This window comes from Microbacterium sp. AC145 (assembly GCF_979258505.1).
The window spans coordinates 2293681-2306408 of the sequence record NZ_OZ409859.1 but is presented as its reverse complement, the minus strand read 5'-3'; the positions used below and the strand labels follow the sequence as shown (position 1 = coordinate 2306408).

Below are 12728 nucleotides of genomic sequence, written 5' to 3'. Positions count from 1 at the left end.
GGCGTCGGCGTGTGCACAGTGGTCGCGAACACGTCCGCATCGGCGTGCTCGCATGCAAGGATGAATCGCAACGCCGCTTCACGAGAGGAACGCGATGTCCCAGCCGGAGATCGCCCAGCAGCCCACGGCACTGGTCGAGAAGAAGAACACGTCCCTCCTGATCCGTGGGGCGATCTGGATCGCCATCGGAGCGCTCATCGCCGCCGCGCTGGTCTGCGTGGTCTGGGTGCTCATCGGCGATCAGGACGGGCTGATCGGCAGGGCGTTCCTGACGATCCTGCTGCTCGCCGCCTTCGCGGGGATCGCGATCCTCGAAGCCGGGCTCGCGCCGAACCGCCCCGACTGGCTCGCTCTCGCGAGCATGGTGAGCTGGATCGTCGCGCTGCTGGTCGGAGCAGTCAAGATCTGGCTGCCCGAGGACACCTACTCCTTCACTGCGGGAGAGCGGTTCTTCCAACTTCTGCTGGTCGTCGGAATCCTGCAGCTCGCGCTGCTCCACGTGCGGCTGTTCACCCCCGCGGCCCAGCGCCATGTGACCACCTTCACCCGCATCATCTACATCGCGACGGTCGTGTTCCTCGGCGGTCTCGTCGGCATGCTCGTCTTCTTCCTCACCTTCCCGCACACGTTCGAGTACGGAGAGCTCTACTGGCGGATCGTCGTCGCGCTGACCATCCTCGCTGCGGTCGGGACGACGCTCATCCCGCTTCTCAACGCACTGTTCGCCCCCAAGAAGCAGGCGCGCACCGTGCAGAGCGCCCCGGCTCTGCAGGCATGGCCCACGTACGCCGATGCGGTCACCCCGCTGCCGGTGCTGCCAGACGGCTCGCCCGACTGGAACGCCTATTACACGGGCCGCCCGTCCGCCCCGCAGTCGTACAACCCCGCTGCGCTGCCCGCATCCGCCACGATCCCGTTTCCGGTCGCGCCGGAGCCTCCTGACCAGAACGCAGTGCAACCGCCGTTCCCGCCTGTGCCTCCGGCCCCGGCCGCAAACCCTGCGCCTCCGGCCCCTGCCGCACCGCCCGTCTCCGCGGCTCCGGCGGCACCTCCCGTTCCTCCGGCACCGCAGCCGTACACCGACTACCCGCCGGCCCCGCCGCGTCCGCCTCAGTGAGCATCGCGACACGACTGGCCGAGCTCGCCGCGGGAGTGGCGCGTGAGGCCGGCGACCTGGCACGGACCAGGCGCGAAGAAGGCGTGCACCTGGCAGCCACCAAGTCGAGCCTCGCTGACATCGTGACGGAGGCCGACCGCGAGGTCGAGGACCTGATCCGCGCCCGTCTCCGCGATTCGAGGCCCGGCGATGGCTTCCTTGGCGAGGAGTCGGCTCCGGAATCGGGATCGAGCGGCGTCACCTGGGTCGTCGACCCCATCGACGGCACCGTGAACTACGCGTACGGGATTCCCGCCTATGCCGTCAGCATCGCTGCGATCGAAGGCGTCGCCCACCCGGATCAGTGGCAGGCGCTCGCCGCGGCCGTCTACGCCCCGGCGTCCGGCGAGCTGTTCACCGCCGCGCGGGGATCGGGAGCCTGGATCGGCGACCGGCGCCTGGAGGTCTCTGCCGAGACGCCCGCCGGGGCGCTGCTCGCGACGGGCTTCGGCTACGACCCCGCAACTCACGACGGTGACCTCGCCACAGTCCGAACCGTCATGCCGATCGCGCGCGACCTGCGTCGGGCCGGCTCCGCCGCGCTCGACCTCGCCTACGTGGCAGCAGGGCGGCTCGACGGCTACTTCGAGCGTGGCCTCAAGCCCTGGGATTTCGCCGCCGGAGCCCTGCTCGTGAGCGAAGCGGGCGGACGAGTCACGAGACTCGACACCTCGTCGCTGAGACCCATGCTCATCGCCGGGGGAACTCAGGTCCATTCCCGCCTCCTCGAACTTCTCGGAGATGAAACGTGACGAATTCATGGCATTCCCAGGTCGAGCAGGCTAGGGTTTATCCGATCGTTACTTTCATCGGCCCGAATCGCTGAGAGTCACAAGCGCCCCCGAGCTTGACGTTTAACCGAGAGAATCTGTTTTGCCCTTCGAGAATCCCCAGGCTGCCTCTGCGCCCACGCGCCGATCCAGCCGTCCCCGCATCGCGGCCTCCGAGGCCTCCGCAGCAGGAACAACGGCAGTCAACTCCGAAGCCCCCAGTACTGTCTCCGAAGCCCCCAGCTCGCGTCGTGCGGCCCGCCAGCGGCTCAGCACTGCTGAGATCATCGTGGCCGCCACGGCAGTGGCCGCAGCGAACGCCGATTCGTCGGTGGATGCCGTCGTGCCGGCCGCGCCGGTCGACCCCGCTGACATCATCATCGACGCTCCGGCAGCGACCACGGCTCCGCAGGCAGGCGCAGGAACTTCTTCCGAAGCGTCCACCGAGGGCGACGCTTTCGAAGCCGCCGCCCGCGTGTTCCGTTCGGTCGCGACGGGGAGCACTCCCGTCGCCGACCAGCCGAAGGCTTCCGACGAGTCCCCGACCGTCGAGCCGTCGACCGCTCACGTCGCCGTCGGCCGTCGGACGCCTCGCCGTTTCCTCGCGATCGGCGCGACCGTCGGCGTCATGAGCCTCGCCGGTCTGCTCGCCGTCGGCATGACGCTGCCCGCCGAAGCGGTGGCGGCCGTTCAGGGCGGTCAGACCCTCGCGTCGACGTCGCTGGTCGCCTCTTCCGGCTCGGCATCGAAGGCGTCGTCCGACGATGAGATCCAGGCTTTCGTCACCTCGTCCGATGTGCAGAACGAGTCGCTGGCTCGTTCCGACAGCTTCTCCACGATCTCCCTCATCCAGGTCGCATCGGAAGAGGGCATCAACTACTCGAACGAGATCTTCACCAATGACACCGAGGCGGCCATCCAGTGGCCGTTCAAGGTCGGCGTCGGCATGAGCTCGGGATACGGCATGCGGTGGGGTCGTCTGCACGAGGGCATCGACTTCGTGCCGGGCGAGGGCGCCCCGATCCAGGCGATCGCCGATGGTGTCGTGCGCATCGCCACCGAGCAGGGCAACGCCTACGGGGTGACCGTCTACATCGATCACGTCATCGACGGACAGGTCATCACGAGCCACTACTCGCACATGCAGTACGGCTCGCTGCAGGTCAAGGCCGGCGACAAGGTGAAGGTCGGCGACATCGTCGGGCACACCGGAAACACGGGCCGCTCGTACGGTGCGCACCTGCACTTCGAGATCATCGTCAACGGCAGCACGATCGATCCGCTGCCGTGGCTGCGCGAGAACGCGGGTCGTACCTCGTACTGACCGGCTCGATTTCATGAGGACGCCATGGAGATGGTATTCTCGTGTGGTTGCCCCGCGAGGGGCAGCACGCCCCGATAGCTCAGTGGCAGAGCACTTCCATGGTAAGGAAGGGGTCGTCAGTTCAATCCTGACTCGGGGCTCACGGTGTTCGTATCTGCGATGCGGATACAGTGCGGCAGGGTAGCTCAGCTGGTCAGAGCGCACGACTCATAATCGTGAGGTCGCGGGTTCAAGCCCCGCTCCTGCTACAGAATGAAACCCCCGGGAATCCCGGGGGTTTTGTCGTATCCGGGGCGATGGGCGGATGGTTCGCACTGCGTCACCGAATCCACCGTTGAGACGCAGCCGCCATTCTGACCAGAGCATCGGGATTTGCCAGCAGAGCGCGACTCGCAGGGTCGGTCACCAGTCGGTTCAGCATCAGCTGCGTCGCCCGAATCGTTCCGCGCCAGTATGAGCCGAGATGATGGATGTCGATCCGCACCGTCGTCTGCACGCCATCTCGAACCATCAACGCGGCGCCGTGTCTCGAGGTGAACTCCGGGGTGTCATGTGTGGCGATCGCTATGAGAGACAGTGCGATCCCCGCGACGGCCCCGGGGTAACGGAATCCGGTCTGCGGGAGGTCAAGAGTGACGTCATCCAGTTCGGCCCACTTGTAGACACCCGTGGTCGTGTTGCCGGAGAGATGACGAAGCCCATCGGCCCCCACGCTGAGGTGCGACCTCGTCGGGTCGCCGACGAAGAGCGCGGGCGGTACGGAATGCAGCGGTCCGAAGCGGGTCACCGCATCGCTCGTTCCATGCGACCCAATGTACTGAGCGCGGAGCGCCGTGGCGGAATACTGGCACGGTCGACGCTGATACCGGATTCCGGAGCGAGTCAAGGGGATGCCGCATGCTGTCTGGCCGGGGTCACACTGGTCGTCCACTCTCGACGACAGGAGCGAACATGTCAGACCCCCAGGCAGCGCCGGACGAAGGCTCCGGGATCGATGCGACCGGTGTGGATGCCGACTTCCTCACGAACGACCCGGACCCCGAAGTCGACCCCGCGACTCCGGGGGAGGACCAGAAGGCCGACGGCGACAACGCTGATCGCCCTGACGAGCTCGAGGTCGGCGACCTCCCCTGACTCGGGACCGCAGACGAAGGGCCCGCTCCTCACTGCGAGGGGCGGGCCCGTCGTCTGTGGGCACAGCGTCAGCGAGCGCTCGGCGGCGCTTCGTTCGGGCCGGCCGCGACCCGGCTCTCATCGTCCGCGACGGCGGAGATCCGCCGACCGTCACCGCGCATCTCGGCCTCGAGCCTCTCCGCCTCTTCTCCGCTGATGGCCTCACCACGGGCGACGAGCCCGGCCTGATCCGAGAGCGGGATCTGCTTGAGGAACAGCGAGAGCACGAGCGCGAGTGCGATGAAGGGCACGAGGAACCAGAACACCGGCGCGAGAGCATCCGCGTATGCCGTCACGATGCCGTCCCGCACCTCGTCGGGAAGCGCGTTGAGCGTGGCGGGGTCGATCGTCGATGCGGCCTGCGATGCGGCATCCGGCGACGCTCCGGCATCCGCGAACACGCCGAGGAGGTTCTCGGTGAGTCGGGTAGTGAAGATCGTGCCGAACACGGCGGTGCCGAGTGAGGCTCCCACTTCGCGGAAGTAGTTGTTCGTGCTGGTGGCGGTGCCGATCTCCCCGGCGGGGACCGCGTTCTGCACGACCAGGACGACGACCTGCATGATCAGCCCGAGTCCCGCGCCGAAGACGAACAGGAACGCGCAGATCAGCCAGATCGGGGTCTCGGCCGAGAGCGTCGTCATCGCCACCATCGCGATGCCGGTGAGGATCGTGCCGACGATCGGGTAGACCTTGTACTTTCCCGTCTTCGAGATCGCGATACCCGAGAAGATCGAGGTTCCGATCAGACCGACCATCATCGGGATCATCAGGAGCCCGGATGCGGCGGCCGACGTGCCCGACGACATCTGCAGGAATGTGGGGACGAAGCCGATCGCGGCGAACATCCCGATGCCGAGCACGAGTCCGATCGCGGTCGCATTCACGAAGATCGGATTGCGGAACAGGCTCAGCGGGATGATCGGGTCCTGCACCTTGGCCTCGGTGATCACGAAGGCGGTGGCGGCCACGACGAGGCCGGCACCCCAGGCCCATGTCGCGAGCGAATCCCAGCCGAACTCCTTATCGCCGCCGAAGTCGGTGAAGAAGATGAGGCAGGTGGTCGCGATCGAGAGGAAGATCACGCCGAAGATGTCGATCGGCTTCTCGGCCTTCTTGCTCGGCAACTTGAGGGCGACGAGAGCGATGATGAATGCCGCGATGCCGACCGGGATGTTGATGTAGAACGCCCACTGCCAGGTCATGTGATCCACGAAGAAGCCGCCGAGCAGCGGGCCCGCCACGGCCGAGAGGCCGAACACGGCGCCGAGGGGACCCATGTACTTGCCGCGCTCGTTCGCGGGCACGATGTCGGCGATGATCGCCTGCGACAGGATCATCAGACCGCCGCCGCCGAGACCCTGCAGGGCCCGGAACGTGACGAACATCCAGAAGTCGGTCGCGAACGCGCAGCCCACCGACGCCAGAGTGAACAGGGCGATCGCCACGAGGAAGAGATTGCGGCGGCCGAGGACATCACCGAACTTGCCGTAGATGGGCATGACGATCGTCGTCGCCAGCAGGTAGGCGGTGGTGATCCAGACCTGGTGATCGACGCCGCCGAGCTGGCCGACGATGGTCGGCATGGCGGTCGAGACGATCGTCTGATCGAGGCTCGAGAGCAGCATGCCCGCGATGAGGGCGCTGAAGATGATCCAGATGCGGCGCTTCGTGAGCAGGAAGGGCGCATCCTTGGTGGCTGTGGCGGACATTCAGTCGGCTTTCTGTGATGGTGCGTACACGGTGCGAGCGACCTCGAGCCGACGGCTGACGAGATCGCTGAAGGAATCTGTCGAGTGGTGCTGCAGCAGCTGGTCCATGCTCAGGCGTACCAGTGCGCCGACCGAATGGACGAGGACCTCGGCGCGCAGCTCGGCGTCATCGCCTTCGCCCGTCCGTCGCAGGATGAGCTCCATGTCGCGTCGCTCGTTCTTGGCGATCTGCTCGAATGCGGCCTTGATGAGTCGGGGCTCCTGCTCGATCACGGCGAAGAGCGCGGGGGCGTCGTCGAGTGGATTGAAGAGGTCGAACCGCGCGGTCGTCAGAGCGATGAAGTCGTCGAGCAGGTTGCCGGAGTCGGCCACGAAAACCTCTTCGAGAGCCTCCTGACGGGGGTCGATCGCGGCGAAGCCGAAGACCGCGTTCTCCTTGCTCTCGAAGTAGTTGAAGAACGTCCGCCGAGATACGCCGACTTCTGCACACAGTTCTTCGACCGTGAACCCGTTGAAACCCTGCTCGGCGGTCAGGCGTCGGGCAGTCTCGGTCAGCGCGCGTGACGTCTCGCGCTTGCGTTGCTCCCGCAATGAATCTGCACTCTCGCTCATAGAGTGCAATATTGCACTCTGAACCTAAGAGTGCACTGTGAAAGGGATGCTCATCGATCTGTGACGAAGTGCCGTCCGCATCCGTCTTAGGGGTGTCGCTGCGTTCATGGCGACGTGCGATCGACGCCAGCCTGATCCCGAAGGAGTCACGATGATGACAGGTGCAGGATGCCGTGTGACAGCACGCCTTCGACAGGGATCGGCGTCGCCGCTGAGGGGATCGCGCTTCGAGGCTGCGGTTTCCGTACGAGACCTCGGTGATCTGCGCGATGGCCGCCGTCGTTCCGGCCCTCACCGGAGTCGCCTTCTGCCCCCGGCCCTCGTGCCCGCGGCGTCGGCGATCGACGACGGTGCTGCCTTTCCCAGAGCACCGAAGGCCGGCCTGAGGGCCGGAGCTGGGAGGCGTCGTGGGGACGGCGCCTCCCAGCGCAACCCCATTCCCTCGAGAGCACTTCTCTGCAGAAATGGGATGCGATGAAGCTGCCGGACCGATCCGTATTCGTCTCCGCTCCGAATCTGACTCGACGGATGTCAACGAAGGGGAGGACGCATGAGTGCGGAACGCTACCGCAGCGCTCTCGAGCAGGCCGATGATCGCATCGTCGCGGGACGAGCGATGGACGGCGATGTCGCGGCCTTCGCGATCCTCGTCCGCAGGTACACGCCGATGATGCGTGCGTATACGCAGAGGATGCTGAATGCGTCGTCCGAGGTCGACGACATCGTGCAGGAGACGTTCGTGACGGCCTGGCAGCGATTCTCCGATCTCGACGATCCGGCGAAGGTGAAGAGCTGGCTGATGCGCATCGTGAGCAGGAAAGCCGTGGACAGGATCCGCGCGTTGCGCCCCACCGTCGACGTCGACGACCTCGAGCAGTCGGCGCCGCTGCACGCATCGCCCGATCGGGTCATCGAGGCCCGTGCAGGGCTGGAGGCGCTCGGTCTCGCTCTGCAGGAACTCCCCGCTGCCCAGCGGGAGTGCTGGGTGCTTCGCGAGATGGGCGGGTACTCCTACGATGAGATCGCTCAGGAACTCGACATCTCGGTGTCCACGGCGCGGGGACTTCTCGCCCGTGCACGAAAGTACATGATCGTCCGAATGGAGGCCTGGCGATGACCGACGGACAGGGATCCGGTGAGCTTCGAAGGCTCGGGCTCGAACCCGACGACCTCGACGGGCACACGCTCGACGAGCTGACGGACTACCTCGAGGCGGGACGACAGCCCGAAGACCCGTCGATCGAGGGGTCGGCGGGGTGCCAACTCGCTCTCGACGCTCTGCAACGACTGCGCGGCCTGGGCGGACAGCTCATCGACGCGGACACGGCTGCGATGCCGGAGGTGGATGAGAGCTGGGTCGATCGAATCCTCGACGGCATCGCCCTGGACGCTCGGGCGGGACGGCGCATCCCGTTCGCCCCTGACGTGCTCGGAGACGACTTCGCGATCACCGAGGGCGCCGTGAGAGGCCTCGTGCGGTCGGCGGAGAACGCCGTCGACGGCTTGCTCGTCGGAGGCACCCATCTGCGAGGCGATGTCACCGAAGTCGGCGTCCCGATACGCCTCGAGATCGAGGCCAGCGCTTTCTACGGGGCAGCCATCCCGCAGGCGGTCTCGCGTCTGAGAGCCGAGATCGCCGACCGGCTGAGGCGACACACCGACCTGAACGTGGTCGGGATCGACATCACCGTGACCGACATCCAGCAGGTCGGCACCTGGGCGAAGGGCACACGATGAACACGAACCGCAGCGAGATCGCCCGACGGGTCGAAGACGCGATCCTTGCGACGCCGGGGGTGCGCAGCGTCTATCGTCCGGGCTCTCTGATCGCCAACCTCGTCGGTGCGAGCGCGGCAGCGGTGGGAATCGCGTCGCTCGCCGATCCCGTCGTCTCGGTCACGGTCGCAGAGCGCGCGGCGACAGTCGACGGGGCGCTCGGCATCGACTACAGCTCGTCGGCGATCGAGACGCTCCGCCTCGCACGAGACTCTGTCTCGGCAGCGCTCGTCGAGATGGATCTCGAGGCGACGCGGGTCGGGCTCACGATCGCCTACGTGCATCCGCGCGAGACGTCATGACCGCAAGGGGCGCCGGGCCGCATGGCGGACCGGCGCCTCTACGGCGTGGGTGTGATCAGGCGACCGCGCGGAGCCCGTCGACCAGGGGAGTGGTCGGGCGGCCGATGAGGTGGGCGAGCGTTCCGTCGGTGTCGGCGAGTGCACCGGCTGCGATTCCGGCGTCGAGAGCGACCACGAACCCGGCCGTTCCCTCGTCGAGACCTGCCGCCTGCAGGCCCGCCAGCTGCTCTGCCGCCGTCAGAGGGCGGTACTCGACCTCCCGGCCCGAGACCTCGGCGATCGCGGCCGCGAGCTCTCCGTAGTTCCACGCGACGTCGCCGCCGAGCTCGTAGACCTTTCCGATGTGGCCGTCTTCGAGGAGCACGACCGCAGCGGCCTCGGCGAAGTCCTTGCGGCTCGCAGAGGCGACGCGTCCGTCTGCGGCCCCCGAGCTGAGCACGCCTGTCTCGGCGGCCCGGGCGAGGTCTGCCGCATAGTTCTCGGTGTACCAGTTGTTCCGAAGGATCACAGCGGGCAGGCCGGAATCGGCGATGAGCGCTTCGGTCGCCTTGTGCTCGGGGGCCAGGACCAGGTCGCTCGTGTCAGCCTTCGGAGCGCTCGTGTAGACGAACTTCGAGATTCCCGCGGCCTTCGCCGCGTCGATGACGGCCTTGTGCTGGGGCACGCGCTGCCCGACTTCGGACCCCGAGATCAGGAGCACGGAGTCGACGTCCTCGAGGGCTGAGGAGATCGACGAGGGGTCGGAATAGTCGAGATGCGCGACGCGCACACCCAGATCCTCAGCCTTGGAGACGTCGCGGGCGCCGGCGACGATCGACTGCGGATCCGCGCCGCGCTCGAGAAGGCTGGCGATGACGAGGCGTCCGAGGCTACCGGTCGCACCGGTGACGAGGAGGGTCATGAGGGTTCCTTTCGTAAGTGACATGAGCCACAACCGTGGATCGACCGCCATGCATTCCTCTCTGCCGGTACCCACTTTGAAGTAAGGTACATACATGACGGTTAGTTATGCGCAGATCCGGGAGTCGACACCGCAGATCTTCGAACCCGGATGCAGCACGCGAGTCGTTCTCGATCACGTGATGAGCAAGTGGGGAGTGCTCGTCCTGTCATCGCTCTCCGACGGCACGCGTCGCTGGGGCGAGCTGCGTCGCGAGGTCGGCGGCATCAGCGAGAAGATGCTGGCCTCGACCCTGCGTACCCTCGCCGACGACGGCCTCGTGTTCCGTGAGTCCTTCCCGTCGGTGCCTCCGCACGTCGAGTACAGCCTGACTCCGCTCGGCCGCGATCTGATGGGGCGGATGCTGCCGCTCGTCGAGTGGGTCGCCGAGCACGCCGACACTATGATCGGTCGCGACTGAGTCAACGGAATCCGTTGTGTATCAGTGGATTCATCCACGAAATCCGTCGATGAAAGAAAAGGATTGACGCGATATACGCGGTAGCCCTATGTTCTGAACATGTCAGCTACGACGCCGATCCATCTCGAACGCCCCGACGGCAAGGGGCTCGCCGCAGGCACGCTCGGTCTGTGGGGCTCGACCGTCATCGGGCTGGCCTCGACGGCTCCCGTGTACTCGCTGGTGGCGACGCTCGGCTACGTCGTGCTGGCCGTCGGTGCGCAGGCGCCGATCGCGTTCATCATCGCGTTCGTGCCGATGCTGTTGATCGCCTTCGCCTACCGTGAGCTGAACAACGCCGTCCCCGACTGCGGCACCACGTTCACGTGGGGCACGAAGGCGTTCGGTCCGTGGGTCGGCTGGATGGGCGGCTGGGGTGTCGCAGTCGCCGGCATGGTCGTGCTCGCCAACCTCGCCCAGATCGCGTCGGTCTATTTCTGGTCGCTGATCGGGTTCGATCTCGAGAACAACGACTGGCGGATCGTCCTCGTCGCGGTGCTGTTCATCGCCGCGATGACCTGGGTCAGCTGGCGCGGCGTCGAGATCGGCGAGCGCATCCAGAACGTCCTGCTGGGCATCCAGTACCTCGCGTTGGCGATCTTCGTCGTCGCCGCTCTCTGGCAGTTCTTCGCCGGGACCGCGCCGAACCCGACGCCGTTCGAGATGGAGTGGCTGAACCCGTTCGCGTTCACCAGCTGGCCCGGCTTCACCGAGTCGATCCTGCTCGCTCTCTTCATCTACTGGGGCTGGGACACCTGCCTCGCGCTCAACGAAGAGACCAAGGACCCCAAGAAGATCCCGGGCCGTGCAGCGCTGCTGACGACCGTCATCCTCCTCGTCACCTACGTCGGCGTCACGATCGCCGCGATGATGTACGCCGGTCTGGGGGCGGAGGGCACAGGACTCGGCAACGAGGCCAACGCCGACGACTTCTTCCTGGCGATCAAGGACGGGCTGCTCGGACCGTTCGGATGGGTGCTCGTGGTCGCAGTCGTGCTCTCGGCCATCTCGTCGACGCAGACCACGATCCTCCCCACCGCCCGCGGCACCCTCGCGATGGGCGTCTACCGGGCTCTGCCGGCGAAGTTCAAGGACGTGCACCCGACCTACAAGACGCCGTCGTTCTCGACCATCGTCATGGGGGTCGTGGCCATCGCCTATTACATCGGCATGACTCTGATCAGCGACGACATCCTCCAGGACTCGATCCTGTCGCTCGGTCTGGCGATCGCGTTCTACTACGCGATCACCGGATTCGCCTGCGCCTGGTACTTCCGCAAGGACCTCACCCGCTCGACGCGCGATTTCTTCTTCAAGGGGCTGTTCCCGGTGCTGGGCGCGGCCATGCTCACCTGGGCCTTCGTGCAGTCGGCGATCGACATGTGGGACGTCGACTACGGCTACACGGTTCTCTTCGGCATCGGCGGCACTTTCGTGATCGGCATCGGGGCGCTCGCCTTCGGTCTCGTGCTCATGTTCGTCTGGTACCTGTTCCCGCGGTCGAAGAGGTTCTTCCGCGGCGAGAGCCTCAACCGCGACACCCAGGTGATGGTGCCCGATGAGCCGGGCCTGATCCGTTCGATCGACGGCGGCATCTGAGCTCCAGCATCCGGTCAGAGCCGGATCGCGCACGGCCACGCCCTAGGCTCTATCTGTGCGCATCCGGCTCGACATCGCCTACGACGGCACCCACTTCCGAGGGTGGGCCAAACAGCCCACCCTGCGCACGGTGCAGGGGACGCTCGAGGCCGCGCTGGCGCGAATCGTCGGCTCCGAGGTGCAGTTCGTCGTGGCGGGACGCACGGACGCCGGTGTGCACGCGCAGGGGCAGGTCGCCCACGTCGATCTCGACGACGAGCAGTGGGCGAGGGTCGAGTCGCGAAACGGTCGCGCTCCCCAGGACCCTGCCGCCTCTCTCGCCCGCCGCATGCGCGGCGTGCTCGGCGCCTATCCCGATGCCACCGTGACCCGCGCGTCGATCGCGCCCGAGGGATTCGACGCCCGCTTCTCGGCGGTGTGGCGGCGCTATCGCTACCGCCTGGCGGACGAGTCCACGGGGTACGACCCGATCCGTCGACACGACACCACCGCGCATCGCGGCGTGCTGGACGGGGATGCGATGGATGCTGCGGCACGGACCCTCATCGGACTCCACGACTTCGCCGCATACTGCAAGCCGCGCGAAGAGGCCACGACCATCAGGACCCTGTTGGACTACCGCTGGTCGCGAGATGCGGACGGCGTGCTGGTCGCCGAGGTGAAGGCGGATGCCTTCTGCCACAGCATGGTGCGCGCGCTGGTCGGCGCGTGCGTCGCCGTGGGGGAGGGCCGCCTCGGGGTCGACGACCTCGTCGTGCTGCGCGATGCGCTCACCCGCACCAGCGAGTTCAAGGTGCTCGCAGCGCGCGGGCTGACCCTCACCGAGGTGGGGTATCCGACCGACGACCTCCTGGCGACGCGTGCACAGCAGACTCGCGCAAGGCGAGAAGGCACGAGCGGATGACGC

The 12728-nt window shown here is 66.6% G+C and carries 14 protein-coding genes and 2 tRNA genes; 12 read left to right on the top strand and 4 right to left on the bottom strand.

The genetic code is table 11. The annotated features are described in order from the left end of the window. Nucleotides 1-94: 94 nt before the first annotated feature. From ACZZZN_RS11195 to ACZZZN_RS11175, 5 genes are all read left to right on the top strand, one after another. A complete protein-coding gene (locus ACZZZN_RS11195) occupies nucleotides 95-1117 on the top strand; it encodes a hypothetical protein (protein ID WP_463505222.1) in 1023 nt (340 codons plus the stop codon). Further along, nucleotides 1114-1908, top strand: a complete 795-nt coding sequence (locus ACZZZN_RS11190) for an inositol monophosphatase family protein (protein ID WP_463505221.1) — start codon at nucleotides 1114-1116, stop codon at nucleotides 1906-1908. Before ACZZZN_RS11195 ends, ACZZZN_RS11190 begins: the two co-directional genes overlap by 4 nt. 121 nt (nucleotides 1909-2029) lie before the next feature. Beyond that, complete coding sequence (locus ACZZZN_RS11185; RefSeq protein WP_463505220.1) at nucleotides 2030-3250, top strand: M23 family metallopeptidase; 1221 nt, start codon at nucleotides 2030-2032, stop codon at nucleotides 3248-3250. Between the two features lie 68 nt (nucleotides 3251-3318). Further along, a tRNA-Thr gene (locus ACZZZN_RS11180) sits at nucleotides 3319-3390 on the top strand. Between the two features lie 34 nt (nucleotides 3391-3424). Beyond that, nucleotides 3425-3498, top strand: a tRNA-Met gene (locus ACZZZN_RS11175). A 71-nt stretch (nucleotides 3499-3569) separates the two neighbouring features. On the opposite strand, the gene ACZZZN_RS11170 is transcribed toward ACZZZN_RS11175, so the two are convergent. Further along, nucleotides 3570-4037 carry a hypothetical protein gene (locus ACZZZN_RS11170; RefSeq protein WP_463505219.1) on the bottom strand — a complete coding sequence of 156 codons (468 nt, stop codon included), beginning with the start codon at nucleotides 4035-4037 and terminating at the stop codon, nucleotides 3570-3572. A gap of 164 nt (nucleotides 4038-4201) precedes the next feature. Here ACZZZN_RS11170 and ACZZZN_RS11165 point away from each other — a divergent pair, with 164 nt between their 5' ends. Beyond that, entirely contained in the window at nucleotides 4202-4384 is a 183-nt protein-coding gene (locus ACZZZN_RS11165; protein WP_463505218.1) for a hypothetical protein, read from the top strand. Between the two features lie 68 nt (nucleotides 4385-4452). Here the strand turns inward: ACZZZN_RS11165 and ACZZZN_RS11160 are convergent, their stop codons facing one another. Then, nucleotides 4453-6132, bottom strand: a complete 1680-nt coding sequence (locus ACZZZN_RS11160) for an MDR family MFS transporter (protein ID WP_463505217.1) — start codon at nucleotides 6130-6132, stop codon at nucleotides 4453-4455. After that, on the bottom strand, nucleotides 6133-6744 hold the full coding sequence (locus ACZZZN_RS11155) for a TetR/AcrR family transcriptional regulator (RefSeq protein ID WP_463505216.1): 612 nt from the start codon (nucleotides 6742-6744) through the stop codon (nucleotides 6133-6135). It lies immediately after the preceding gene. A 550-nt stretch (nucleotides 6745-7294) separates the two neighbouring features. On the opposite strand from ACZZZN_RS11155, the gene ACZZZN_RS11150 reads away from it, so the two are divergent. From ACZZZN_RS11150 to ACZZZN_RS11140, 3 genes are read left to right on the top strand one after another with little or no spacing between them, the layout of a single operon-like run. Further along, on the top strand, nucleotides 7295-7861 hold the full coding sequence (locus ACZZZN_RS11150; RefSeq protein ID WP_463505215.1) for an RNA polymerase sigma factor: 567 nt from the start codon (nucleotides 7295-7297) through the stop codon (nucleotides 7859-7861). Then, on the top strand, nucleotides 7858-8481 hold the full coding sequence (locus ACZZZN_RS11145; protein WP_463505214.1) for an Asp23/Gls24 family envelope stress response protein: 624 nt from the start codon (nucleotides 7858-7860) through the stop codon (nucleotides 8479-8481). Before ACZZZN_RS11150 ends, ACZZZN_RS11145 begins: the two co-directional genes overlap by 4 nt. After that, the gene (locus ACZZZN_RS11140) at nucleotides 8478-8822 is read left to right on the top strand and encodes a hypothetical protein (RefSeq protein ID WP_463505213.1); all 345 of its coding nucleotides are present in this window, start codon (nucleotides 8478-8480) and stop codon (nucleotides 8820-8822) included. Before ACZZZN_RS11145 ends, ACZZZN_RS11140 begins: the two co-directional genes overlap by 4 nt. Before the next feature lie 55 nt (nucleotides 8823-8877). Here ACZZZN_RS11140 and ACZZZN_RS11135 read toward each other — a convergent pair whose 3' ends face one another. Continuing rightward, nucleotides 8878-9723, bottom strand: coding sequence for an SDR family oxidoreductase (locus tag ACZZZN_RS11135; protein WP_463505212.1), 846 nt, complete (start codon nucleotides 9721-9723; stop codon nucleotides 8878-8880). A 94-nt stretch (nucleotides 9724-9817) separates the two neighbouring features. On the opposite strand from ACZZZN_RS11135, the gene ACZZZN_RS11130 reads away from it, so the two are divergent. The 3 genes from ACZZZN_RS11130 to truA all read left to right on the top strand — a co-directional run bounded on the left by ACZZZN_RS11130 (nucleotide 9818) and on the right by truA (nucleotide 12725). Further along, entirely contained in the window at nucleotides 9818-10183 is a 366-nt protein-coding gene (locus tag ACZZZN_RS11130; RefSeq protein WP_463505211.1) for a winged helix-turn-helix transcriptional regulator, read from the top strand. Between the two features lie 99 nt (nucleotides 10184-10282). Next, a complete protein-coding gene (locus ACZZZN_RS11125; RefSeq protein WP_463505210.1) occupies nucleotides 10283-11821 on the top strand; it encodes an APC family permease in 1539 nt (512 codons plus the stop codon). Between the two features lie 55 nt (nucleotides 11822-11876). Further along, nucleotides 11877-12725: a tRNA pseudouridine(38-40) synthase TruA gene (truA, locus tag ACZZZN_RS11120; RefSeq protein WP_463505209.1), complete on the top strand. Its 849-nt coding sequence runs from the start codon at nucleotides 11877-11879 to the stop codon at nucleotides 12723-12725. Nucleotides 12726-12728 lie beyond the last annotated feature (3 nt).

Excerpts from the sequence above, each read along its gene's own strand:
- ACZZZN_RS11195 (WP_463505222.1), top strand. The coding sequence starts at position 95 with ATGTCCCAGCCGGAGATCGCCCAGCAGCCCACGGCACTGGTCGAGAAG.
- ACZZZN_RS11165 (WP_463505218.1), top strand. The coding sequence starts at position 4,202 with ATGTCAGACCCCCAGGCAGCGCCGGACGAAGGCTCCGGGATCGATGCG.
- ACZZZN_RS11160 (WP_463505217.1), bottom strand. The coding sequence starts at position 6,132 with ATGTCCGCCACAGCCACCAAGGATGCGCCCTTCCTGCTCACGAAGCGC.
- ACZZZN_RS11155 (WP_463505216.1), bottom strand. The coding sequence starts at position 6,744 with ATGAGCGAGAGTGCAGATTCATTGCGGGAGCAACGCAAGCGCGAGACG.
- ACZZZN_RS11150 (WP_463505215.1), top strand. The coding sequence starts at position 7,295 with ATGAGTGCGGAACGCTACCGCAGCGCTCTCGAGCAGGCCGATGATCGC.
- ACZZZN_RS11145 (WP_463505214.1), top strand. The coding sequence starts at position 7,858 with ATGACCGACGGACAGGGATCCGGTGAGCTTCGAAGGCTCGGGCTCGAA.
- ACZZZN_RS11140 (WP_463505213.1), top strand. The coding sequence starts at position 8,478 with ATGAACACGAACCGCAGCGAGATCGCCCGACGGGTCGAAGACGCGATC.
- ACZZZN_RS11135 (WP_463505212.1), bottom strand. The coding sequence starts at position 9,723 with ATGACCCTCCTCGTCACCGGTGCGACCGGTAGCCTCGGACGCCTCGTC.
- ACZZZN_RS11130 (WP_463505211.1), top strand. The coding sequence starts at position 9,818 with ATGACGGTTAGTTATGCGCAGATCCGGGAGTCGACACCGCAGATCTTC.
- ACZZZN_RS11125 (WP_463505210.1), top strand. The coding sequence starts at position 10,283 with ATGTCAGCTACGACGCCGATCCATCTCGAACGCCCCGACGGCAAGGGG.